Genomic DNA, 23,632 nt, shown 5'->3' on the forward strand with positions numbered 1-23,632 from the left:
GTGCCGTTGTTCCGTGTCAGTGGTGGCGCATTATAGGGAGTTATTTCTGCCTGACAAGAGGAAATTTAAAATAATTTTCTGAGTGCGCACTTTTTATTCTTTGCGTTTATTTTGCCGACGATTTGTTGGTTAAATGGGCTATTTCACGGGCAAAGTGCGTAACCTGCTCCCAGTCGGTGTACACCACCTCTTTACTGGTATCCGTTTCGCCGCCCGACATCTTCATAATAAGCTTGATCATCAGACGGTCATACCAGCGATAGCGGGGATAGCGAAGCGCGCCTGCAATGACGGCACAGTAGTCAGGTCGCCACGGAGAGCTCATTAAAAACTTACGCGCGTAGCTGTTAGTCTGCGGCGTCCGTTTTTCAGCTTTACGCGCCACCAGGTTAACGGAATAAAAGGCACTCGGCATTCCGTTCAACCGCGTGGCATATTTCTTAACAAACTCCTGAAAGGCGCTGTGGTAATGACCATAACGAATAGACGCGCCAATCACTACGCGATCATAGCTATCCCAGTCCGGCTCTTCTGCGCGATGCAGATTAACGACATCGGCCCAGATCCCCATCTCTTTGAGTTCAGAAGCCAGATAAGAGGCAATTTCGCGCGTTTGTCCGTCCCGGGTAGAGAAAAGAATCAATGTTTTCACGTGTTACTCCATTATTCACGCCAGAAAGTCGGGGTAAAAAGTACCAGCAAAGTGAATACTTCCAGACGACCAAATAGCATGTTGGCGATGAGTATCCATTTCGCAACCGGATTCATACTGGCGAAGTTATCAGCAACCACCCCCAGCCCCGGTCCCAGGTTATTAAGCGTAGCCACTACCGAGGCGAAAGCCGAGAAATCATCTACGCCTGTAGCGATAATAGCCAGCATACTGACGATAAATACCAGCGCGTAGGCAGAAAAGAATCCCCAGACGGCTTCCAGAATACGTTCTGGCAGCGCCCGGTTCCCCAGCTTAATACTGTAAACGGCATTCGGATGCACCAGACGTTTGAGTTCGCGGTTCCCCTGTTTAAACAACAACAGAATACGGATGACCTTTAACCCCCCGCCCGTTGACCCGGCGCAACCGCCAATAAACGCGGAACATAGCAGCAAGACGGGCAAAAACAGCGGCCAGCGCGCAATGCTGTCCGTGGTAAACCCTGCCGTTGTAGCCATAGACACAACCTGGAAGAATGCCTGATTTAGCGTTGTCAGCGCCGAGTCGTAGATATTATGGAACCACAGTACCAGCGTGCAGATCACCACCAGCGTCAACTGCACGCCGATGAACATGCGGAATTCCGGATCGCGCCAGTATACTTTCAGGCTACGCCCGCTTAATAAAGAGAAATGCAGGCCATAGTTACAACCGGAGATCAGCAGGAAAATAGCGATGATGGTATTAATAGTGGGACTATCAAAATAGCCTACGCTGGCGTCATGCGTTGAGAAGCCGCCGATAGCGATAGTGGAGAAGCTGTGTCCGATAGCGTCAAACGCAGGCATCCCTGCAAACCATAGCGCCAGCGCGCAGGCTACTGTTAGCAAGACATAGATAAGCCACAGCGTTTTCGCCGTCTCGGCAATACGCGGGCGCATTTTGTTATCTTTCAGCGGCCCCGGCATTTCTGCCCGATAGAGCTGCATCCCCCCGACGCCGAGGATAGGGAGAATCGCCACCGCCAGCACAATGATCCCCATACCGCCAAACCATTGCAGCATCTGACGATAAAAGAGAATGGCGTGCGGTAATGAATCCAGCCCCACCAGCGTAGTGGCGCCCGTGGTGGTTAACCCGGAGAACGATTCAAAAAAAGCATCGGTAATGGTGAGGTTTGGGCTTTCCGAGAAAATAAACGGCAGCGCACCCACGCTGCCCAGCACGGTCCAGAACAGCACCACGATAAGAAATCCTTCGCGGGATTTCAGCTCGCCCTTTTCCCTACGGTTCGGCCACCACAGTATGGAACCGATCGCCAGCGCGACAAAAAAGGTCTGCGTGAACGCTCTTCCTGCGCCATCACGATATATTAGCGCTACCAGTCCCGGGAGAATCATTGTCCCCGAAAATAAGATAACCAGTAGTCCAACGATTCGGGTAATGGCGCGAAAATGCATCTCTGCCGCTTCCTTTATTCTTAAAAATGAGGTGGGGATTATTCTTCAATCGCTAACAATTGCAATGAACCACGGCTAAAATCCGCCAGTTTTGTGGAAAATGCATTCACATGAGCAAAAGGAAGCGCCACCCTGAGCCGAACAGACGCCTGATAATCGCTGGAAACGATCTTCCCGGCAAACTGTCCTAATAATGCTTCGATTCCGGCCAACTGACCGTACTCACACTGCAAAGTATATTCGGTTAATGGCGTCTTGCGTTGTGTGGCAAGCTGACGTAATGCCTGATTCACACCGCCACCATAGGCTTTTACCAGCCCGCCCGTACCCAGCAGAATACCACCATAGTAGCGCACGACGACGGCAGTAATCTCTCCGACGCCGCTGCCCATCAATTGCGCAAGCATCGGCTTGCCTGCCGTTCCCGCCGGTTCGCCGTCGTCTGAAAAGCCCAGTTGCTGTGAGTCGTCCGGCGCACCCGCCACCCACGCCACACAATGGTGGCGCGCATCAGGGTGCTCAGCTCTGACTGACTCAACAAACGCTTTCGCCGCGTCTACGCCATCGGTATGCGCCAATAGCGTAATAAAGCGGCTTTTTTTGATCTCTTCAACAACGGTGACCGGCGCTGCAGGGATTAACCAACTGTCCATTACGCCAGTTTTAAATCCCGCGTCATGTTTTCCACGCTGTTTTCGTGGATGACCACGTTATCTTCAATGCGAATACCGCCGAAAGGCTTGAGCGCTTCAATTTTCTGCCAGTTGAAGTGCTTGCTGAACGGCCCTTCGCGCCACGGCGCTAACAGCGATTCGATGAAGTAAATCCCCGGTTCTATGGTCAACACCATTCGCGGCTGTAACACACGCGTGCAGCGCAGATACGGGTATTTGGACGGCGCGGCGAGATGCGTACCGGAATCATCCTGCATAAACCCGGCCACATCGTGTACCTGCAGACCCAACGGATGACCAATACCGTGCGGCATAAACGGCCCGGTGAGATCATTTTCCACCATCGCCTCTTCACTCATGTCGGTAATGATTTGATGTTTACGCAGCAGCTTCGCGATGCGTTGATGGAACTGAATATGATAATCCACATAGCTGACGCCCGCCTTCATGGTAGCGATCAGCGCCAACTGTTCGTCGTTAACATCTTTCACCAGGTGGGCGTAGTCGTTATCGCTTTTCGCCGACCAGGTTCGCGTCAGATCCGCCGCGTAGCCGTTGTATTCCGCACCCGCATCCAGCAGGAAACTGCGCATTTCAGACGGTGCCTGATGATCCAGTTTCGTGTAATGCAGCACGGCGGCATGTTCGTTCAGCGCCACAATGTTGCTGTACGGAACATCGGTATCGCGATGTCCCGTGGCGGTCAGGTATGCCAGGTTGATGTCGAACTCACTCATGCCGGAACGGAAGGCCTCTTCCGCCGCACGATGACCGCTCACCGCCATTTTCTGCGCTTCGCGCATACAGGCCAGTTCATAATCCGTTTTATAGGCGCGGTAGTAATGCAGATAGTCGATAACACCTTTCGGGTTGATGTTGCTGGCGGCGATATCCAATTGTAGCGCGCGCTCAGGAACCGGGCCGATATAGCCGATATTGCCACGCGCGGCAGGCAGCTGGCTGCCGATGCCATCCGCTTTCGGTAAGGCGACGACCTCGACTTCTTCTGTCCAGAAGGACGTTGGCAGCGGTTCAACGTTATGCCAGTAATCGACCGGCAGATAAAACCACAATTTGGGTTTGTTGACGCCATCGACCAACAGCCAGCAATTTGGAACCTGAGTTACCGGCACCCACGCTTTAAACTGCGGATTGACCTTAAACGGATAAGGGTGATCGTCGAGAAAGACGTTGAAAAGCTCGCCGGAATGAATAAGTAACGCATCCAGCTTAAAGCGCGCCAGAACATCGCGCGTCCGTTCTTGTAAGGTAACAATATGATTTTTATAGAGCGCGGCCAGTGATTCCATTTTTTACCCTTCTGTTTTTTTGACCTCAAGTTCCCGCATCTTAGCACATCGCCCCACGAGAGCGTGATCTCTGCCGAGCGTGATCACACCGGCATTTCTTTAATCATTTATTTGCATTTTATTAACACAAAATACACACTTCGCTTCATCTGGTACGACCAGATCACCTTGTGGATTCAGGAGACTGACATGCTTTATAAAGGCGACACCCTGTACCTCGACTGGCTGGAAGATGGCATCGCCGAACTGGTGTTCGATGCTCCAGGCTCGGTCAATAAACTCGACACCGCAACCGTCGCCAGCCTCGGCCAGGCGCTTGAGGTGCTGGAAAAGCAACACGATTTAAAAGGGCTGCTGCTGCGCTCGAATAAAGCGGCCTTTATTGTCGGCGCGGACATCACCGAATTTCTTTCACTGTTCCTCGTCCCCGAAGAGCAGTTAAGCCAATGGCTGCATTTCGCTAATAGCGTCTTTAACCGTCTGGAAGATTTACCCGTACCGACCCTTGCCGCCGTAAACGGCTATGCGCTGGGGGGCGGGTGCGAATGCGTACTGGCCACCGATTACCGTCTGGCGACGCCAGACCTCCGCATCGGTCTGCCGGAAACTAAACTGGGCATCATGCCGGGTTTCGGCGGCTCCGTTCGTCTGCCGCGTATGCTGGGCGCAGACAGCGCGCTGGAGATTATCGCGGCAGGTAAAGATGTCGGTGCTGAGCACGCGCTGAAAATCGGCCTTGTGGACGGCGTGGTCAAACAAGAGAAGCTAATTGAAGGCGCGATAGCGGTGTTACGCCAGGCCATTACCGGCGATCTCGACTGGAGAGCTAAACGCCAGCCGAAACTGGAACCGTTGAAATTCAGCAAAATTGAAGCAGCGATGAGCTTTACCATCGCTAAAGGCATGGTCGCACAAACGGCGGGTAAACATTATCCGGCGCCGATGACCGCAGTGAAAACCATTGAAGCCGCCGCGCGTTTTGGTCGTGAAGAAGCGCTGAATCTGGAAAATAAAAGCTTTGTTCCGCTGGCGCATACCAATGAAGCTCGTGCGCTGGTCGGTATCTTCCTCAACGATCAATATGTAAAAGGTAAAGCCAAAAAGCTGACCAAAGATATTGAGACGCCGAAACAGGCAGCCGTACTGGGCGCGGGCATTATGGGCGGCGGTATCGCTTACCAGTCGGCCTGGAAAGGCGTACCGGTCATCATGAAAGATATCAACGATAAATCGTTGAACCTCGGCATGACCGAAGCGGCCAAGCTGCTGAACAAACAGCTGGAGCGCGGCAAGATCGACGGTCTGAAGCTGGCGGGCGTCATTTCGACCATCCACCCGACTCTCGATTATGCCGGTTTCGATCGCGTAGATGTTGTTGTCGAAGCGGTGGTCGAAAATCCGAAAGTCAAAAAAGCGGTACTGGCGGAAACCGAGCAGAAAGTGCGCCCGGAAACCGTGCTGGCCTCAAATACCTCTACCATCCCGATTGGCGAACTGGCAAGCGCCCTGGAACGTCCGGAAAACTTTTGCGGAATGCACTTCTTCAACCCGGTACACCGGATGCCGCTGGTTGAAATCATCCGCGGTGAGAAGAGTTCAGACGAAACCATTGCCAAAGTCGTCGCCTGGGCAAGCAAAATGGGCAAGACGCCGATTGTAGTCAACGACTGCCCCGGCTTCTTTGTTAACCGCGTGCTGTTCCCCTATTTCGCCGGTTTCAGTCAACTGCTGCGCGACGGCGCGGATTTCCGCAAAGTCGATAAAGTGATGGAAAAACAGTTCGGCTGGCCGATGGGCCCGGCCTATCTGCTGGATGTTGTCGGCATTGATACCGCGCATCACGCGCAGGCGGTAATGGCGGCAGGCTTCCCGCAACGGATGCAGAAAGAGTATCGCGACGCGATCGACGCATTGTTTGACGCCAGCCGTTTTGGGCAAAAAAACGGTCTGGGCTTCTGGCGCTATAAAGAAGACAACAAGGGTAAGCCGAAGAAAGAAGAAGATGCCGCGGTGGATGACCTGCTGGCAAGCGTCAGCCAGCCGAAACGCGACTTCAGCGACGACGAGATAATCGCCCGTATGATGATCCCGATGATTAACGAAGTGGTTCGCTGTCTGGAAGAAGGCATTATCGCAAGCCCGGCGGAAGCCGATATGGCGCTGGTCTACGGCCTGGGCTTCCCTCCGTTCCACGGCGGCGCATTCCGCTGGCTGGATACACAGGGCAGCGCGAAATATCTTGATATGGCGCAGCAGTATCAACACCTCGGCCCGCTGTATGAAGTGCCGGAAGGGCTGCGTAATAAAGCGCGCCATAACGAACCGTATTATCCCCCGGTTGAACCAGCCCGTCCGGTTGGTTCTCTGAAAACGGCTTAAGGAGTCACAATGGAACAGGTTGTCATTGTCGATGCTATTCGCACCCCGATGGGCCGTTCGAAGGGCGGCGCGTTTCGCAACGTGCGGGCAGAAGATCTCTCCGCCCACTTAATGCGTAGCCTGCTGGCGCGTAATCCGTCGCTTACAGCGGCGACCCTCGATGATATTTACTGGGGCTGCGTACAACAAACGCTGGAGCAAGGCTTCAACATTGCCCGTAACGCCGCGCTGCTGGCAGAAATTCCCCATTCGGTACCGGCGGTCACCGTCAACCGTCTGTGTGGTTCCTCGATGCAGGCGTTACACGATGCAGCGCGAATGATCATGACCGGCGATGCGCAGGTTTGTCTGGTTGGCGGCGTGGAGCATATGGGGCACGTGCCGATGAGTCACGGTGTGGATTTTCACCCGGGTCTGAGTCGCAACGTCGCCAAAGCGGCAGGGATGATGGGGCTAACGGCGGAAATGCTCTCCCGCCTGCACGGCATTAGCCGGGAAATGCAGGACCAGTTCGCCGCGCGTTCTCACGCTCGCGCCTGGGCCGCCACCCAGTCTGGCGCATTCAAAACGGAGATTATCCCGACTGGCGGTCATGATGCAGACGGCGTGTTGAAGCAGTTTAACTACGATGAAGTGATCCGCCCGGAAACCACGGTCGAAGCGCTATCAACACTGCGTCCGGCATTTGATCCGGTTAGTGGCACGGTCACGGCGGGCACCTCATCCGCGCTTTCCGATGGCGCAGCTGCCATGCTGGTAATGAGCGAAAGTCGTGCCCGTGAGCTGGGTCTGAAACCTCGCGCCCGTATTCGTTCAATGGCAGTGGTTGGTTGTGATCCGTCAATTATGGGTTACGGGCCGGTTCCGGCGTCAAAACTGGCGTTGAAAAAAGCGGGACTGTCGGCCAGCGATATCGATGTGTTTGAGATGAACGAAGCGTTTGCCGCACAGATCCTGCCATGCATTAAGGATCTGGGATTGATGGAGCAGATAGACGAGAAGATCAACCTCAACGGCGGCGCGATCGCGCTTGGTCATCCGCTCGGCTGCTCCGGAGCACGTATCAGCACCACGCTTATCAACCTGATGGAGCGCAAAGACGCGCAGTTTGGTCTGGCGACGATGTGTATTGGTCTGGGTCAGGGCATCGCCACGGTGTTTGAGCGGGTTTAATCAAAGATAATATCCCCTAAATAACTCGCATTGCAGCGCAGCGGCAACTGAGCGAATCCCCGGGAACATAGATAACTATGTGCCCGGGGTGAGCAAAGGCAGCCAACAAAGAGGCTGCGCGAATTATGACGGGAAACAGTTTAGTTGCCGTTTTTCCCGCCCGTCAGGGGCGGGTTTTTTCACCGTATGGCCCGCTCTACTCAGTAAGCGCTTTGGTCAGGCTAAATGGCATAGCCTGATATCCACGCGCACCATGTATTTGCATTTCGACCACAGGCTCTTTTTCTCCCCATTTGAACTCTTCCAGATACGGATTAGGCAAGCTGGTAAATGCGCCTACCGACAAATCAAACGCACCACCTGCTGTTGCGGAATACACGAACACAGAATTCTTGTCAGTCTGGTACTCGGTGATAGAGGTTACCGGGCTAAACCACTCGTTCCCGCGCTCTTTACCGTATTGCCAGATCTGTTGGACGGTCTTGTTTTTCTGGTCGATTTTGTAAATCACGGAGCGGCTGTATTTCATACTCTGCATAGCAGGCTGTTCTAAGCCGCGGCCATCGCCATTGTCGAAAGCGGAAAGGTATAAGATATCGCCTTTACTCTTACTATCAATTTTAAAGGCCGTATGTTGCGTCCATGTCCAGTCGAAGTCACCCTCGCAGCCACTGTCCTGGCAGGCGATTTTTTGGCCTTTGCTATCCACAGGCGTCAGAATTGCGGCATTAAATGGCGCTTTCCAGCCAGCAGGCGTACCCAGTATCCACTTCACTTTCTTATCGCGGCCGATTTTGATAATCGCACTCTGGTGGCGGGAGCTGATGATGATGGAATCATCTTCACTGTCATAGTCGACGCTGTTGACATGCGCCCAGTTGCGGCCAGCCCCACTACCCACGATATCCCCGAATTTGTCGGAGGAGTCCAGCGCTGCCAGATCTTCTTCGCTCAACGTATGGCCGGACTGGCTGGCGTCGATATTCAGGCACACTGCACCCTGATCGAGGGTTTTCATTATCACATCACGATAAGGATCGAGGATATCAAACAGACGCCATTCATCCACTACCACGCCGTTCTGATCAACTTCGGCAATCACATCACGCACGGTACGAACATTTTTCCCATCAGGACGTTTATAGTTAGAGCTGGCTACACGCAGGAAGTAGTGACCGTTGGCCGCGTTATCCATTGAGTGTGAAAAATCGTTATAATTATCCGGCAGGCGGCGGTTGAAGATTTCACGCCCCATGATATCGTATTTCACATAACGCTGACCGTAGCCCCACGATAGTGCGCCATCCTGGTTTTGTTTAAAGCCCATCATAACGCCAGCACGATAAATTGACTTTAAATCATAAATTGAACTTGGATTCATAAACCAACGAATATCACCGGAGGTGTCGATAATAGCGTTAGCTGTAGTGAAGTTCCATTCTAATGCACCCCCAGTAGGGTTGTTCCAGACAGTACGCGTTCCATTCCCAGACTTATCTTTCGTATTATTCAAAAGATACAAGCGATCTTTAAATTCTGGGGAAACCTTTTTAACATCGATAGTAAAGAGTGCTGATTGTTCTTCTTTTGTACCCGCTGATTCAATATAGGCAGGCGGTGCATACATTTTATAGCTTTCTTTTATATTTTCGGTTTTACTACCCTGGATTCTTGTATATTCAACTTCAACGGTATTGACATAATCTGGGTAAAGACCAAAGACGGGAATACCGCCATACGTTAAAAGGTATTTATTATTAACTTTATACGCGATCTCCTGGCCATTTTCTTTGGGTACAATCCGTACATGCACGTCACGTAACTGGTAACCGCCATTACGAATAACGGCGGTTAGCGGCGCGATATCATAGGGGTTCATAACAACTTCGCCAATTTTTCCCTGGACCTGATAGTCCACTTTAGCGCCGCTGGCGCCGCCGATGGCGAAAGCAGTAGAAGGTACTGATGACAAAATTGCAACAGATAATGCGAGAGAAGTTAAAGCATATTTAAATTTCATAACACTCTCCATCTTATAAATAAATAACTAACTTTCCATTTTATGTTTCTTTTATAAAAATAAATGAAGCATATATAATTAACTATTTTTATTGATAGCCTCAGGACATAATATTACTTAATTTATTACACGCAATACAAAGCCTGTAGATATTCAATATCATAAGGTTTTATAGTTGACGATTAATTAATATTTAAGAGGACTTTTAGGTAGGCTAACGTAAAAAGGGACGCTACTGCGTCCCATAGAATAGTTAAATAAATGCGAACGCATCGCCAAACAGACGATCTTCCCGCGCGTTACGCTCATGACAGAACAGATCGCGGGCGATTTTCGCCATCTCAAAACGTCCGGCAATATAAATATCGTGCCCCGCCAGCGTACCATAATCCTGCAATACCGCCGTAAGTACCGTTCCTGTACGTCCACGCCAGCCTTCTTCCGGCTGCTCAACAACAGGTTCAATACGCAAATTCGGATGGTTAACAGAGAGTGCTTCCAGCTCAGAGAGATCATAGAGGTGCTTTTCTTCGCGGCCGCCCCAGTAAATAGTAACATCGCGGTTCGGGTTGCACGCTAACGCCGTCAACAGGATGGAGCGCACATAAGAAAAGCCCGTACCGCCCGCGATCAGAATCAACGGACGCTCTTCATCATCACGTAGCCAGGCGTCGCCATGCGGAATATCGACGACGATTTCCCGGTCTTTTAGAATCCGATCCATGACCGCCATCGCATACAAATTGAGCTCGGAAGCGCCAATGTGTAATTCAATAAACCCTTTCTCGTCCGGCGTTGAGGCCATTGAAAACGGGCGTTTGTCACGCTCGTCCATTACGACCATCAAATACTGACCAGCGCGGAATGAAAACGCCGCGTCCGGCACTAAACGAACCCGATATACAGTATCGGTGATAGCTTCTACCGAGGTCACTTTACAGCTTAAGGTTGTCATGCGCTCCCTCTGTCGGGTGTCGGGTCAATACCGACATTTTTCAAGCCGAGTCGCCGCAGCCTGAAATGTCGATGTCCGCTTTCAGTTATTTAAAGATAGCCAGCTCATCCCAAATCGCATCAATACGCGCGGTAACTTCAGGATCTTTAACAATAGGACGACCCCACTCGCGTTGGGTTTCGCCCGGCCATTTGTTTGTGGCATCCAGCCCCATTTTTGAACCCAGCCCGGAGACCGGCGAGGCAAAATCCAGGTAGTCAATCGGCGTATTTTCAACCAGCACCGTATCCCGCGCAGGGTCCATACGGGTGGTAATCGCCCAGATCACATCATTCCAGTCGCGTGCGTTAACGTCATCATCGCAAACGATAACAAATTTCGTATACATAAACTGGCGCAAAAACGACCAGACGCCCATCATGACGCGTTTCGCATGACCAGCGTACTGCTTTTTCATCGTCACTACCGCCAGGCGGTAAGAACACCCTTCCGGCGGCAGATAAAAGTCGACGATTTCCGGAAACTGTTTTTGCAGAATAGGCACGAAGACTTCATTGAGCGCCACCCCTAATACCGCAGGCTCATCGGGCGGACGCCCGGTATAGGTGGAGTGATAGATGGCATCCTCACGCTGCGTAATATGCGTGACGGTAAAGACCGGAAAGTTATCCACTTCATTATAATAGCCCGTATGATCGCCATACGGTCCTTCCGGCGCCATCTCTCCCGGCTCAATGTAACCTTCAAGGATAATCTCGGCGCTGGCAGGCACTTCCAGATCGTTAGAAAGGCATTTAACCACTTCAGTTTTCGTGCCGCGCAGCAGGCCCGCAAAGGCATACTCCGACAGAGTATCGGGAACAGGAGTCACGGCGCCAAGTATCGTCGCCGGATCGGCGCCCAATGCGACGGAGACCGGGAAACGTTCACCCGGACGCGCGGCTAACCACTCCTGAAAATCCAACGCGCCGCCGCGGTGAGACAGCCAGCGCATAATCAGCTTATTTTTACCTATCAACTGCTGACGATAAATGCCCAGGTTTTGCCGCTCTTTGTGCGGACCACGCGTTACCGTCAGTCCCCAGGTAATCAGCGGCGCGGCATCGTCCGGCCAACAGGTCATGACAGGAAGACGCGTTAAATCGACATCATCGCCAGACGCGATTTTCTGCTGGCAAGGCGCGCCGCGTAACCGTTTCGTCGGCATATTCAGCACTTGCTTAAACTGCGGCAGCTTGTCAAACAGATCGCGAAAGCCTTTCGGCGGCTCAGGTTCTTTCAGAAACGCTAATAATTTACCCACTTCCCGTAATGCGGAAACATCATCCTGCCCCATGCCCATCGCCACGCGTTTTGGCGTGCCAAAAAGGTTGCACAGCACCGGCATGGCGTAGCCTTTAGGATTTTCAAACAGCAACGCCGGTCCACCGGCACGCAGCGTGCGGTCAGCGATTTCCGTGATTTCCAGATGAGGATCCACAGGTAGCGTGATGCGTTTTAGTTCCCCTTGCTGCTCAAGTAGCGTCAGGAAGTCGCGTAAATCGTGATATTTCATGGCGTCCATTGTAGCCTCTTGGTAAGCGCATCATTATACGGCGTTCATCATCGGGATGCTGTATTTTTGTTAAATTAGCGTGAACTCTGGCAACCAACGCTAATCCAGATACGGCTTAAAGGATGAAGTGTATAATTAACTTCGCGCATGGCTTTTGCTATGCTTGCGCCCCGAACAAGCGGATAAGAGTCATTATGCAATCCTGGTATTTACTGTACTGCAAACGCGGGCAACTTCAGCGTGCTCAGGAACACCTCGAAAGACAAGCGGTAAGTTGCCTGACACCGATGATCACCCTGGAAAAAATGGTACGCGGAAAACGTACCTCCGTCAGCGAACCGCTCTTTCCTAATTATCTGTTCGTTGAATTTGATCCGGAAGTGATACATACCACTACAATCAACGCCACGCGCGGCGTCAGCCATTTTGTGCGCTTTGGCGCGCATCCTGCGATCGTGCCTTCCAGCGTTATTCATCAGCTTTCTATCTACAAGCCCGAAGGCGTTGTCGATCCTGAAACCCCCTATCCCGGCGATAGCGTCATCATCACGGAAGGCGCATTTGAAGGGCTGAAAGCGATTTTTACCGAACCGGATGGCGAAACGCGTTCGATGTTACTGCTTAATTTACTCAATAAAGAAGTGAAGCAGAGCGTAAAAAACACCGGTTTTCGCAAGATTTAGCGATCGTTCAGAATACGACCTCAAATAAGGTTCTGGCGTTGGCATCTGTCATCGCCGCTAACCATTGCGGATCTTCACCACGCCATAGCGCAATGCGCTCCAGGATGTGAGGCAGATACGCGGGCTCGTTGCGTCGTGACGTTGGTTTCGGCGTAAGATCGCGAGGCAACAGATACGGCGCGTCGGTTTCTATCAGTAGCTTTTCCGCTGGAATAAACGGTAAGAGTTCACGTAGCTCAAGTCCGCGTCGTTCGTCGCAAACCCACCCGGTAATACCGATATAGAGCCCTCTGTCCACACAGGCCTGCATTTGCTGGCGTGAACCAGTAAAGCAGTGCAGTATTGCACCAGGAAGACTATCCAGCCAGGGATCAAGCAATGCCAGAAATCGCTCATGCGCGTCCCGGCAGTGCATAAAGATTGGCATCTGCAATTCGGCGGCAATTTGTAGCTGCGCCTGAAAAGCACGCTCCTGCTCCTGTGGCGTGGAAAAATTGCGATTGAAATCCAGCCCGCACTCACCGATAGCGACGACTTCCGGCTGGTTCGCCAGCGCAATAATGGCGTCTTCAGACGCGGATGACCACTGACTGCTGTCATGGGGATGGACGCCAGCCGTCGACCAACAATGGGGGTAGCGCCGCGCCAATTTTAACGCCTGCTGACTTTCATGGATGTTCGTTCCGGTCAGTAGCATACCTTTTACTCCCGCCGCAAACGCACGGGCGACCACATCATCACGATCTTTTGCAAACTGGCTACTGGTTAAATTAACGCCAATATCAAACATGCTTGCCCCCATATGACAACCGCCCTGGCGGGCGGTTGTGTTTAGTCTTCAGTGTGCTCGGCCTTTTCGGTTTCGGCCTCGTTATCTTCGTCGCGCGTCCGTCGCTTACCGACATAAAAGCGTGAGCAGAAAACGCCAATTTCAAACAGGCAGTACATCGGTATCGCCAGCAACGTTTGCGAGAAAACATCTGGCGGCGTAAGCAGCATTCCCACAATGAATGCCCCGACCAGGATATAAGGCCGTTTTTTACGCAAATCTTCTGGCGTGGTGATGCCCATCCAGCACAGCAACACAATCGCCACCGGCACTTCAAAGGCTACGCCAAAGGCCATAAAAAGCGCCATAACAAAGCTAAGATAGCTGGCGATATCTGTCGAAACCTGTACCCCTTCCGGCGCCGTATGCGTCAGGAAACCAAAGGCCAAAGGGAATACGACAAAATAGGCGAAGGCCATACCAATGTAGAAAAGCAGCGAGCTGGATACCAGCAGCGGTACGACCAGACGACGCTCATGCTTATACAGCGCCGGGGCGATAAAGGCCCAAACCTGGTACAAAATGACAGGCGCGGATAAGATCAAAGACACCATGAAGGTGAGTTTAATAGGCGTAAAAAACGGCGACGCCACATCCGTCGCAATCATTGTCGCCCCTTGCGGCATCTGTTTAATCAGCGGTGCGGCGACTAAATGATAAATATCATTGGCGAAATAAATTAACGCCAGAAAAATCAGAAGTACTGCGACGATGCAGTTTAGCAGGCGCTTACGCAACTCGATCAGATGCGTGATAAGCGGTTGAGTATCTTCTACAGCCATGTTTACGGTTTATCACTCGACGAGGGGGAAGATTCGACAACAGGCGCAGCGGATTTCTTCTCGGCGTCTATCGTGGCTACGGAAGCGGTTTCCGTCGACTCAGGCACGTTATCTTTAACGGGCTCCGGCTTTTGTTCCGGCGCGCTCACCTGTGTTTCAGCGGCGGCAGGGGTGGCGCCCTCATGCTGCGTTTCGTTCCCTTTTACCACCGGATTATGGATGGTATGCGCTTCATCGCTCGCTTGTTCGGGATCGTTAGCGCTGTAGGTGCGTTTCATCGACTCCGCCGCCTGACGCAGTTCATCCATAGATGCTTTCAGTTCGGGAGTCAGATTTTCCAGGCTCGCCTTTTCGACTTTTTTCAGACTGTCCTGGAACTCCTGAAGTTTCAGTTCCTGAGTCAGTTCATTCTGAACCGTTGTCGCAAGGGATCGCAACGCGCGAATCCAGCCCGCTACCGTTTTTACCGCTACTGGCAATCGTTGCGGCCCCAACACAATGAGGCCGATAACGAACACTAACAGCAGTTCGCTAAAACCGATATCAAACACGGATTATACCTGCTCTTTATCTTGGCTTTTAGCGTCTTCCTTTTTCGCTTCGCCTTGCTTATCCGCGATAGATTTAGCGGTAAAATCAGCGTCCTGACTGGTTTTATCCTGTTTGGCATCATCATCGCTCATGGCCTTTTTAAAGCCTTTGATAGACGCGCCAAGATCGGAACCGATGGAACCGAGTTTTTTGGTGCCGAACAGCAGTACGACGATAACGGCAACAATCAACAACTGCCAAATACTGATACCACCCATACATGTTCCTCTGTGATAGATGATGAATTATTAGGGCCGCATTATACACATTATCCTTCGCGCTGCCTCTTTGTTAACCGCTTTCGCCCGCCCTATTCACATACTTTTACATACGACCGGGACGACATTGACTTGCGGCCTGAGTACTGCCTCGAGTGATAATATGTACCTGCGTGACACAACCGGCGTTGAGCGATAAAAAAATCTCAACGAGTTTTACGCCAGCCAACCAGCCAGACAACTACGCCGCCGACCATGAGCCAGCCAGGCATCAATCCCCATTCAGGGCGGTTGACGAGTAAGAATGACCCGCTCAGTAACAGCGTTGCGCCAATTCCCAATAAATAACGAGACTGACTTTGGCGCACATGGTTTACCTGTAACTCGCGCGCAATCTTATCAACACTGTGCTGTAAATATTTGCCCTGGCGCAAACTGTCGTACACCAGTTCAGGTATTTCTGGCATTTTTTCGACCCAGAACGGCGCTTTTTCTTTAAGAGCCCGCGTGAGAGCCGGAATACCCACCTGATCTTTGATCCAGGACTCAAGAAACGGCTTCGCCGTTTTCCACAAATCAAGCTGAGGATAAAGTTGCCGCCCAACCCCTTCAACATACAATAATGTTTTCTGCAACAACACCAGTTGCGGCTGGACTTCCATGTTAAATCGACGCGCTGTATTGAAAAGGTTTAACAACACATGACCAAACGAGATTTCCGCGAGCGGCTTTTCAAAGATAGGTTCACAGACGGTGCGGATGGCAAACTCAAAATCTTCAACGTTGGTATCTGGCGGAACCCAACCTGAATCGACATGCAGCTCCGCCACCTTTCGGTAATCGCGGTTAAAAAACGCGATAAAGTTTTCTGCCAGATAGCGCTTATCTTCTTTGTTTAGCGACCCGACGATACCACAGTCAATGCCGATATATTGCGGATTTTCAGGGTGTTCATGGCTGACAAAAATATTTCCCGGATGCATGTCCGCATGGAAAAAGCTGTCGCGGAAAACCTGGGTGAAGAAAACTTTAACCCCGCGTTCCGCCAGCAGTTTCATGTTGGTGCCGTTCTTTTCCAGCGCCGCCACATCCGAAACCGGAATGCCGTATATCCGCTCCATCACCATCATGTTCTGGCTACAGTAATCGGAGTACACCTCCGGGATATACAGCATGGGACTATTTTCAAAATTGCGGCGTAACTGAATCGCGTTGGCCGATTCCCGCAGCAGATTCAGCTCATCGATCAGCGTTTTCTCATACTCACGCACCACTTCCGTCGGGCGCAGACGACGTCCATCCGGCAACAGGCGTGGTACCCAGCGAGCAAGGCGATAAATCAGTTTCAGGTCTGCCTGAATTACCGGCAAAATATCCGGGCGAATGACCTTAATAACCACTTCTTTACCGTTTGATTTCAATCGCGCGGTATGTACCTGGGCGATTGACGCCGACGCTAAAGGCTGGATATCAAAGTCGTCAAACCAGGCTTCGACAGGTAGCCCCCCCATCGCCTCTTCAATCTGGGCTTTCGCCAGCCGACCATCGAATGGCGCGACTTTATCCTGGAGCAAAGCGAGCTGATCGGCGATTTGCGGCGGGAACAGGTCACGGCGTGTGGAGAGCATCTGACCAAATTTGATCCAGACCGGTCCCAGCTCTTGCAACGCCAGTCTTAATCGTTCACCCAGCAATTTATCTTTATGCCGGTTTGGCATCCAGAACAGCGAATAGCGCCATAATCGGAGTGGCAGTGTAAGACGCATTCGGGGGATGAGTTCATCAAGGCCGTAGCTTAAAAACGTGCGGATGATGAAATATAGGCGCCGTACTTCACCTGGCGTCATTTGGCCTCCAGTTTTTCCAGCCGTGTGGTCAGAGCATCTACGGCGCGCTCAACAGCCGCGGTTTCTTCGGCAAACCATGCGACTTCCAGCGGGCCAGGCGCCATACGCCACTCTTCAGTGATCGCTTCAGCGGCATAACGCTGCTGGCGTTGAAACCCGTGGCGCAGGAATTTAGCCCCGCCACGCACGACCTTACCGATACTTTCCGCCGCAATATCACCCGTGTATGGCGCCAACAGCTCCGCAGGATCGAATTCGGCGAGATCGGCGAGCGCCACAAAATTTTGCACGACCTGAATATCGCCCTGCACTTCCAGTTCGCCGCTGCGAATAAGCGCGGCCAACTGCTGACGATCGCGTAGTTTTGGCAAAACGCTAGCTTGAGTGATTACCGTACAGTCCGCTTCGCCTTCCCATGCCCCCAGCACATCAACCTGGCGTTCGCTGAATACCAGGACTAATGGCGTCGAAAATCCCTTTAGCTTCACACACAGTACTTTTCCCTGTAATCGCGTTCTGGCTGATTTCAGCGCCGGCGAACGATACAGAAACGTATTGAGGAGACCTTCAATTCCTGCGGTCACTAAGGGTTTAAAAGGCATTCCACCCTCCTAGAATTTATAACCACGGTGCAATGCCACAACGCCCGCCGTCAGATTGTAATAATCCACGCTCTCAAATCCGGCGTCCTGCATCATGGCTTTTAAGGTATCCTGATCGGGATGCATACGGATGGATTCCGCGAGATACCGATAGCTATCCGCATCGTTTGCGACCATCGAGCCAATACGCGGTAAAATATGGAAAGAATAGGCGTCATACGCTTTACTCAGCGGCTCAATGATAGGCTTGGAAAATTCAAGCACCAGTAAACGTCCGCCGGGTTTCAACACACGGAACATTGACCGCAGCGCTTTTTCTTTTTCCGTTACATTGCGCAAACCAAACGAAATGGTAATGCAATCAAACGTATTATCAGGGAAAGGCAGAGCTTCGGCATTCGCCTGCACATACTCTACGTTGCCGATCACGCCGATATTACGCAGCTTCTCACGCCCCATTTTGAGCATAGAATCATTAATATCCGCCAGGATAACTTTGCCAGTTTCCCCGACCATACGTGAAAATTTCGCGGTAAGATCGCCCGTACCGCCCGCTAAATCGAGAACGGTTTGTCCACGACGCACGCCACTGCAATCAATGGTGAAGCGCTTCCACAAACGATGAATGCCAAATGACATTAAATCATTCATCACATCGTATTTTGACGCCACAGAATGAAAAACGTGGGCCACCATGTCAGCTTTCTGCTCTTTAGCGACGGTCTGAAAGCCAAAGTGCGTCGTTTCTTGTGAATCTTCCACCATCTCAGTGCCTGCTTATCGATAAAAATGTTCAAGAAGTGTAACAGATTGGGCCAATTTGCCCTACTCTGCGCCAGGACTAAACTACTCCGTATGGGTTAACTTAACTGCTGCTTCACCCGTTCATCATTGGGATAATGTTCATCCTGCCGCCCTTCAGGGATCGATCGTAAACGATATTCTTCATCTTGCGTAACGGCCTGTTCCGCTAAATCCGGATTAATCTCGCGTTTGATTTCCACGCCTAGCCCCCGGAAGGCCTCTGCCTGCGCCAAAACGTTGCCACGCCCCGACGCAAGTTTTTTCATCGCCTGGCGGTAGTTATCCTGCGCTTTATCCAGACTCTGACCGATCGCTGACATATCATCAACGAACAACCGCATTTTATCGTAGAGCTTACTGGCTCTGTCTGCGATGTGCTGCGCATTGCGGCTCTGGTGTTCATAGCGCCACAGGTTGGCGATTGTCCGTAACGCCACCAGCAGCGTCGTGGGGCTTACCAGCATAATGTTATTTTTTAGCGCCTCGGTTATCAGTTCGGGCTGTTTATCTAACGCCAGCAGGAAAGCGGGTTCTACGGGGATAAACATCAGAACATAGTCCAGCGAGCGGAGGCCGGGAAGCTGCTGGTAGTCTTTACGCCCCAGTAAGCGAATATGATTGCGCACCGAGGCGATGTGCTCTTGTAAAGCGGCCTCGCGCGTGTAGTCATCTTCAGCGTTAAAGTAACGCTCGTAGGCGACCAACGTCATTTTAGCGTCGATGACCACATCTTTGCCCTGCGGCAAGCGGACGATGACATCCGGCTGCATCCGCGAGCGCGCATCGTTCTCAATACTGACCTGGGTTTCGTATTCGTAGCCTTCACGCAGTCCGGATGCCTCCAGCACCCGCGCCAGCACAACTTCGCCCCAGTTTCCTTGCGCCTTATTGTCCCCTTTCAGGGCGCGCGTCAGGTTGATCGCTTCCTGCGCCATTTGCGCGTTAAGCTGCTGCAAATTACGAATTTCGTGCGCCAGCGTATGCCGCTCCTGCGCTTCTTTGCCAAAACTCTCCTGAACCTGGCGGCGAAAACCGTCCAGTTGCTCACGCAGCGGCGTTAGCAGGCTATTCAGGCTTTGTCGGTTTTGTTCGTCTACGCGACGATTACTGTGTTCAAAGATACGGTTCGCCAGATTTTCAAACTGCTCGCTTAAACGCTGTTCGCTGTTGATCATCTGACGGATTTTGTCTTCCGCGTGTTGTTGAGTCGCTTCCAGACGGGTCGTGACTTCACGCAGATCGGCTTCCAGAGAGGTATTGATACTGTGCAGGCTACGCAGTTCGTTATTAAGTAACTCGCATTCACTACGCCAGTGCGCTTCTTGCGCTAATTGCTGCCGGGCCGCGCTAAGTTCGATATCCAGCTCACGCCGTTCTTCGATAAGATCGGCGCGGATTTGATCGGCGTGCGCTTTCGTCGCCAGCCAGCCAATCACCGCCCCAGCCGCCAGCGCCACGACGGCGCTTATCATAAGAGTAATATCCACAACACCTCTCCTGGAACCACACTGTCCTGCACAAAATAGAATTGTGCTGTATAAACGTCCAGTTTAAAAGGAATTTCCTGCGAGGCGCCACGCAAAAAGAAAAGGCCGAACGCGTCGGCCTTTGCAAAAGAGAGGAGAATTACAGCAGACGACGGGCCGCTTCCACGACGATTTTCACCGCGTGGCTTTCAGTTTGTTTCATCGTTTCCGCATTCGGAATCTCTTGTTGGGTACGGTTAACGATAACGCCCGCCACCATACCTGCGCGTAAACCCTGGCTTGCGCACATGGTTAACAGCGTAGCGGATTCCATTTCGTAGTTCATCACGCCCATCGCCTGCCACTCTTCCATAGAACCTTTGAAGCGACGAACAACGCGGCCAGAATAGGTGTCGTAACGTTCCTGACCCGGATAGAAAGTGTCGGAAGAGGCGGTTACGCCAACGTGAGTCGTGGCGCCAATCGATTTCGCGGCTTCAACCAGCGCGGTGGTGCAGGCAAAGTCGGCAACCGCCGGGAATTCCATCGGCGCAAAATGCAGGCTCGCCCCATCCAGACGTACGGATGCGGTCGTTACCAGAACGTCGCCGACGTTGATGTGCGGCTGAATAGCCCCCGTGGTGCCGATACGCAAGAAGGTACGAATACCCAGTTGCGCCAGTTCTTCCACGGCAATAGAAGTAGACGGGCCGCCGATACCGGTAGAGCAAACGATAACTGCTTTGCCATCCAGCTCAGCGCGCCAGGAGGTGAATTCGCGGTGAGATGCCAGCTTAACCGGCTTATCCATCAGCGCGGCGATCTTTTCCACACGCTCAGGATCGCCAGGGACGATGGCGAGCTGGGCCCCTTGTAAATCGTTTTTGGTGAGGCCGAGATGAAAAACATCAGACTTGGACATATAAAACTCCTCTGTGAATCGGGTTTGTCAGAAGAAGCAAAAAGACACTTTACCTAAGGCATAAAGATATTTTCGTGACAGCCATCACTATGGTGTAAAACAATTGCACTCGTTTACCATTAAAAAGTGATGCACATCACAATAAATAATCAATATCGCCAGGCATTGCACAAAAGATAGCCGCTTTAAGGCAATGTGGTTTGTTACACACTGTCTATAGTTAAGATTGCGCTATTTTTTAAGGGTACGGAGAATACCATGACAACGACACATCCATCCGGCTTTGCACCTGCAGCCTCCCCACTTGCCCCTACGATGATTCATACGCCTGATGGGGCCATTAGCGCGGGGATAACGTCGATTCCCTCTCAGGGCGACGATATGCCAGCCTATTACGCCAGACCAAAAGCGAGCGACGGCGCGCTGCCTGTGGTCATTGTGGTACAGGAAATTTTTGGCGTACATGAACACATTCGCGATATTTGCCGACGACTGGCGCTGGAAGGCTATCTCGCTATCGCGCCGGAACTCTATTTCCGCGAAGGCGACCCCAATGATTTCGCCGATATACCCACATTATTGAGCGGGCTGGTGGCTAAAGTACCCGATTCGCAAGTCCTTGCCGACCTGGATCACGTCGCCAGTTGGGCTTCGCGCAACGGCGGGGATGCGCATCGGCTGATGATCACCGGTTTTTGTTGGGGAGGCCGAATTACCTGGCTGTACGCCGCGCACAACCCACAGTTAAAAGCGGCGGTAGCGTGGTACGGCAAGCTGGTGGGCGACACGTCACTCAATTCGCCGAAGCATCCCGTTGATATCGCCACCGATCTTAACGCGCCGGTACTGGGTTTATACGGCGGACAGGATACCAGTATTCCACAGGAGAGCGTGGAAACCATGCGCCAGGCGCTACGCGCCGCTAATGCGAAGGCGGAAATCGTGGTCTATCCCGATGCAGGGCACGCGTTTAATGCCGATTATCGTCCGGGCTACCACGAAGCCTCAGCGAAAGACGGTTGGCAAAGAATGCTGGAATGGTTCGCGCAGTACGGTGGGAAAAAAGGCTAACCACAGCGCATTACGATGTTTGTTGGGCCTACGAGACCGGAGTCGGTGTAGGCTCAACAAAGCGTCATCGCCACGTTAGCTATGCTTTACCACAGCATTTTTTATATTTTTTGCCGCTGCCGCAGGGACAGAGATGGTTACGACTGACGGCTCCTGTATCTTTACGCGCGTCCTGCGCCAGCCAGCGCATGATCGATGCCATCGGATAGCCTTGCGCCAGCAGCTCCCGCCAGACATTCATATACGGCGTAACGTGCTGGAAAAAATGCTTATAGCCCGCACACAAGTAATTATGCGCAGGATGACCGGACGGCGAGACGGCAAAGCGATGCTTCGGACAGCCGCCATGACACGCAAAGCGGTAGTCACAGCGACGACAATCGGCGGTCAGGGTCTCCCGCTTGGCCTCGCCAAACGCAATAGCCCGCTCGCTATTATTTAAGGTTTTGATGCTGTGCTGGTGGATATTCCCCAGCAGATGCTCCGGGTAGACAAAGTGGTCGCAGTTGTAGAGATCGCCGTTCGACTCCAACGCGAAGGCATGTCCACAAGTCTCGGAATGCACACACAGTATCGGCTTCTGCGCCGTCCAGGCGGCTAACGCCACGTCAAACATCTGCACATAGACGCGGTCTACGTCGCGACGAACCCAGATATCAAAGATCTGGTTGAGAAATTCGCCATATTGCCACGACGGTACCGTCCATGGCGCCAGCGTCGCCGCGCTTTCGCCGGGCATCACCAGATTAAGTACCGATGAGTTATCGGTGCTCATTCGCTCCACCAGCGGGATAAACTGAATAAAACGCGATCCCGCCGCCAGAAGAAATTCGTAGACGTCTGCTGCATGACCGACGTTATGTTTTCCCACGACGGTTAAGGTATTAAAGTCGACATGGTGCGCTTTAAGCCGCGCCATTGCTGCGACGACCTGTTCATGAGTTCCTTTTCCAGCGCGATTAAGCCGATAGTGGTTGTGTAACGACGCCGGGCCGTCGATAGAGAGACCGATGAGAAAATGCTGTTCAGCGAAAAAGCGCGCCCACTCGTCATTCACCAGGATGCCGTTCGTCTGCAACGCATGAGTGATTTTTCGCCCATCGCCGTACTTTTCACATAATGCGACAACCCGACGGAAAAACGGTAGCCCCATCATGGTCGGTTCGCCGCCCTGCCAGGCAAAGTCAATGCGGTCGCCACTCTGCGCGGCAATATGCTGGCGTATAAACTGTTCCAGCGTCTCGTCCGACATCCGCCAGTTTTTATTGCGTTCCGGGTACAGCGCCTCTTTTTCAAGATAGAAGCAATATGTGCAATCAATATTGCAGATCGCGCCGCCGGGTTTGGCCATTACGTGACAACCTGCTACCGCCATGTCAGACATCTCCGTTAAAAAATAAGGTTCACCAGCGCCATGAGACAATGCGACGTTTACCGTCGCCAGGGAACATAACAGAATGGAAAACCTCGTTTTGTGCTATGAGAGCGCTGGGCGATCATGACAGGAAAAACGATCTGCGAGGCAATAAAATCCGCCGCGCTGCTTCCGGGGACACTATCCGCCTGATTGTTATTCATACGGAGAACCTTTTTATTATCAAGATCGCCAAATAGCCAGATCCTGAAAAAGACAGCG

Annotated in this window: 21 protein-coding genes; 4 read left to right on the plus strand and 17 right to left on the minus strand. The window is 52.1% G+C overall.

Translation table 11 applies throughout. The features are described from left to right. Positions 1–106: 106 nt before the first annotated feature. From hemG to pepQ, 4 genes are read right to left on the minus strand one after another with little or no spacing between them, the layout of a single operon-like run. Complete coding sequence (hemG, locus tag ACLJRH_RS23065; protein ID WP_000853983.1) at positions 107–652, minus strand: menaquinone-dependent protoporphyrinogen IX dehydrogenase; 546 nt, start codon at positions 650–652, stop codon at positions 107–109. A gap of 11 nt (positions 653–663) precedes the next feature. Further along, complete coding sequence (gene trkH / locus ACLJRH_RS23070; RefSeq protein ID WP_000545688.1) at positions 664–2,115, minus strand: Trk system potassium transporter TrkH; 1,452 nt, start codon at positions 2,113–2,115, stop codon at positions 664–666. Positions 2,116–2,153: 38 nt separating this feature from the next. Then, positions 2,154–2,768, minus strand: coding sequence for an IMPACT family protein (locus ACLJRH_RS23075; protein ID WP_000378897.1), 615 nt, complete (start codon positions 2,766–2,768; stop codon positions 2,154–2,156). After that, positions 2,768–4,099, minus strand: coding sequence for a Xaa-Pro dipeptidase (gene pepQ, locus ACLJRH_RS23080; RefSeq protein WP_023137093.1), 1,332 nt, complete (start codon positions 4,097–4,099; stop codon positions 2,768–2,770). The genes ACLJRH_RS23075 and pepQ overlap by 1 nt, the downstream gene beginning before the upstream one ends. A gap of 189 nt (positions 4,100–4,288) precedes the next feature. Between pepQ and fadB the strand changes: the two genes are divergently transcribed. Both fadB and fadA read left to right on the plus strand, forming a co-directional pair. Continuing rightward, entirely contained in the window at positions 4,289–6,478 is a 2,190-nt protein-coding gene (fadB, locus tag ACLJRH_RS23085) for a fatty acid oxidation complex subunit alpha FadB (RefSeq protein WP_023137094.1), read from the plus strand. A 9-nt stretch (positions 6,479–6,487) separates the two neighbouring features. Then, on the plus strand, positions 6,488–7,651 hold the full coding sequence (gene fadA / locus ACLJRH_RS23090) for an acetyl-CoA C-acyltransferase FadA (RefSeq protein ID WP_000438778.1): 1,164 nt from the start codon (positions 6,488–6,490) through the stop codon (positions 7,649–7,651). Between the two features lie 196 nt (positions 7,652–7,847). On the opposite strand, the gene ACLJRH_RS23095 is transcribed toward fadA, so the two are convergent. From ACLJRH_RS23095 to ubiD, 3 genes are all read right to left on the minus strand, one after another. Next, positions 7,848–9,671 (minus strand): aryl-sulfate sulfotransferase, encoded by a 1,824-nt coding sequence (locus ACLJRH_RS23095; RefSeq protein WP_000669888.1) that lies wholly within the window; start codon positions 9,669–9,671, stop codon positions 7,848–7,850. A 253-nt stretch (positions 9,672–9,924) separates the two neighbouring features. Continuing rightward, positions 9,925–10,626, minus strand: a complete 702-nt coding sequence (fre, locus tag ACLJRH_RS23100; RefSeq protein ID WP_023137095.1) for an NAD(P)H-flavin reductase — start codon at positions 10,624–10,626, stop codon at positions 9,925–9,927. A gap of 85 nt (positions 10,627–10,711) precedes the next feature. Beyond that, positions 10,712–12,190 carry a 4-hydroxy-3-polyprenylbenzoate decarboxylase gene (gene ubiD / locus ACLJRH_RS23105; RefSeq protein ID WP_000339760.1) on the minus strand — a complete coding sequence of 493 codons (1,479 nt, stop codon included), beginning with the start codon at positions 12,188–12,190 and terminating at the stop codon, positions 10,712–10,714. Positions 12,191–12,375: 185 nt separating this feature from the next. Between ubiD and rfaH the strand changes: the two genes are divergently transcribed. Continuing rightward, a complete protein-coding gene (gene rfaH, locus ACLJRH_RS23110; RefSeq protein WP_001192410.1) occupies positions 12,376–12,864 on the plus strand; it encodes a transcription/translation regulatory transformer protein RfaH in 489 nt (162 codons plus the stop codon). A gap of 7 nt (positions 12,865–12,871) precedes the next feature. Here rfaH and tatD read toward each other — a convergent pair whose 3' ends face one another. From tatD to udp, 9 genes are all read right to left on the minus strand, one after another. Beyond that, complete coding sequence (gene tatD / locus ACLJRH_RS23115) at positions 12,872–13,654, minus strand: 3'-5' ssDNA/RNA exonuclease TatD (RefSeq protein ID WP_000459642.1); 783 nt, start codon at positions 13,652–13,654, stop codon at positions 12,872–12,874. Between the two features lie 41 nt (positions 13,655–13,695). Further along, positions 13,696–14,475 carry a Sec-independent protein translocase subunit TatC gene (gene tatC, locus ACLJRH_RS23120; RefSeq protein ID WP_000257554.1) on the minus strand — a complete coding sequence of 260 codons (780 nt, stop codon included), beginning with the start codon at positions 14,473–14,475 and terminating at the stop codon, positions 13,696–13,698. Positions 14,476–14,477: 2 nt separating this feature from the next. After that, positions 14,478–15,026 (minus strand): Sec-independent protein translocase protein TatB, encoded by a 549-nt coding sequence (gene tatB, locus ACLJRH_RS23125; RefSeq protein ID WP_023137096.1) that lies wholly within the window; start codon positions 15,024–15,026, stop codon positions 14,478–14,480. A 3-nt stretch (positions 15,027–15,029) separates the two neighbouring features. Beyond that, positions 15,030–15,284: a Sec-independent protein translocase subunit TatA gene (gene tatA / locus ACLJRH_RS23130; RefSeq protein WP_000508972.1), complete on the minus strand. Its 255-nt coding sequence runs from the start codon at positions 15,282–15,284 to the stop codon at positions 15,030–15,032. Between the two features lie 206 nt (positions 15,285–15,490). Continuing rightward, positions 15,491–17,131, minus strand: a complete 1,641-nt coding sequence (ubiB, locus tag ACLJRH_RS23135) for a ubiquinone biosynthesis regulatory protein kinase UbiB (RefSeq protein ID WP_000187559.1) — start codon at positions 17,129–17,131, stop codon at positions 15,491–15,493. Beyond that, positions 17,128–17,733, minus strand: a complete 606-nt coding sequence (gene ubiJ / locus ACLJRH_RS23140) for a ubiquinone biosynthesis protein UbiJ (protein WP_001116092.1) — start codon at positions 17,731–17,733, stop codon at positions 17,128–17,130. Before ubiJ ends, ubiB begins: the two co-directional genes overlap by 4 nt. 9 nt (positions 17,734–17,742) lie before the next feature. Next, entirely contained in the window at positions 17,743–18,498 is a 756-nt protein-coding gene (gene ubiE / locus ACLJRH_RS23145) for a bifunctional demethylmenaquinone methyltransferase/2-methoxy-6-polyprenyl-1,4-benzoquinol methylase UbiE (RefSeq protein ID WP_000229009.1), read from the minus strand. 95 nt (positions 18,499–18,593) lie between these two features. Then, positions 18,594–20,024, minus strand: a complete 1,431-nt coding sequence (gene rmuC / locus ACLJRH_RS23150) for a DNA recombination protein RmuC (RefSeq protein ID WP_000355562.1) — start codon at positions 20,022–20,024, stop codon at positions 18,594–18,596. 139 nt (positions 20,025–20,163) lie between these two features. Next, positions 20,164–20,925 (minus strand): uridine phosphorylase, encoded by a 762-nt coding sequence (gene udp / locus ACLJRH_RS23155; RefSeq protein ID WP_000045169.1) that lies wholly within the window; start codon positions 20,923–20,925, stop codon positions 20,164–20,166. A 258-nt stretch (positions 20,926–21,183) separates the two neighbouring features. Here udp and ACLJRH_RS23160 point away from each other — a divergent pair, with 258 nt between their 5' ends. Then, positions 21,184–21,996 carry a dienelactone hydrolase family protein gene (locus ACLJRH_RS23160; RefSeq protein ID WP_000213959.1) on the plus strand — a complete coding sequence of 271 codons (813 nt, stop codon included), beginning with the start codon at positions 21,184–21,186 and terminating at the stop codon, positions 21,994–21,996. 79 nt (positions 21,997–22,075) lie between these two features. Here the strand turns inward: ACLJRH_RS23160 and ACLJRH_RS23165 are convergent, their stop codons facing one another. Then, positions 22,076–23,419 carry an anaerobic sulfatase maturase gene (locus ACLJRH_RS23165; RefSeq protein ID WP_000017946.1) on the minus strand — a complete coding sequence of 448 codons (1,344 nt, stop codon included), beginning with the start codon at positions 23,417–23,419 and terminating at the stop codon, positions 22,076–22,078. Positions 23,420–23,632 lie beyond the last annotated feature (213 nt).

The organism is Salmonella sp. SAL04162 (assembly GCF_046551535.1).
GTDB classification, from domain to species: Bacteria; Pseudomonadota; Gammaproteobacteria; order Enterobacterales; family Enterobacteriaceae; genus Salmonella; species Salmonella enterica.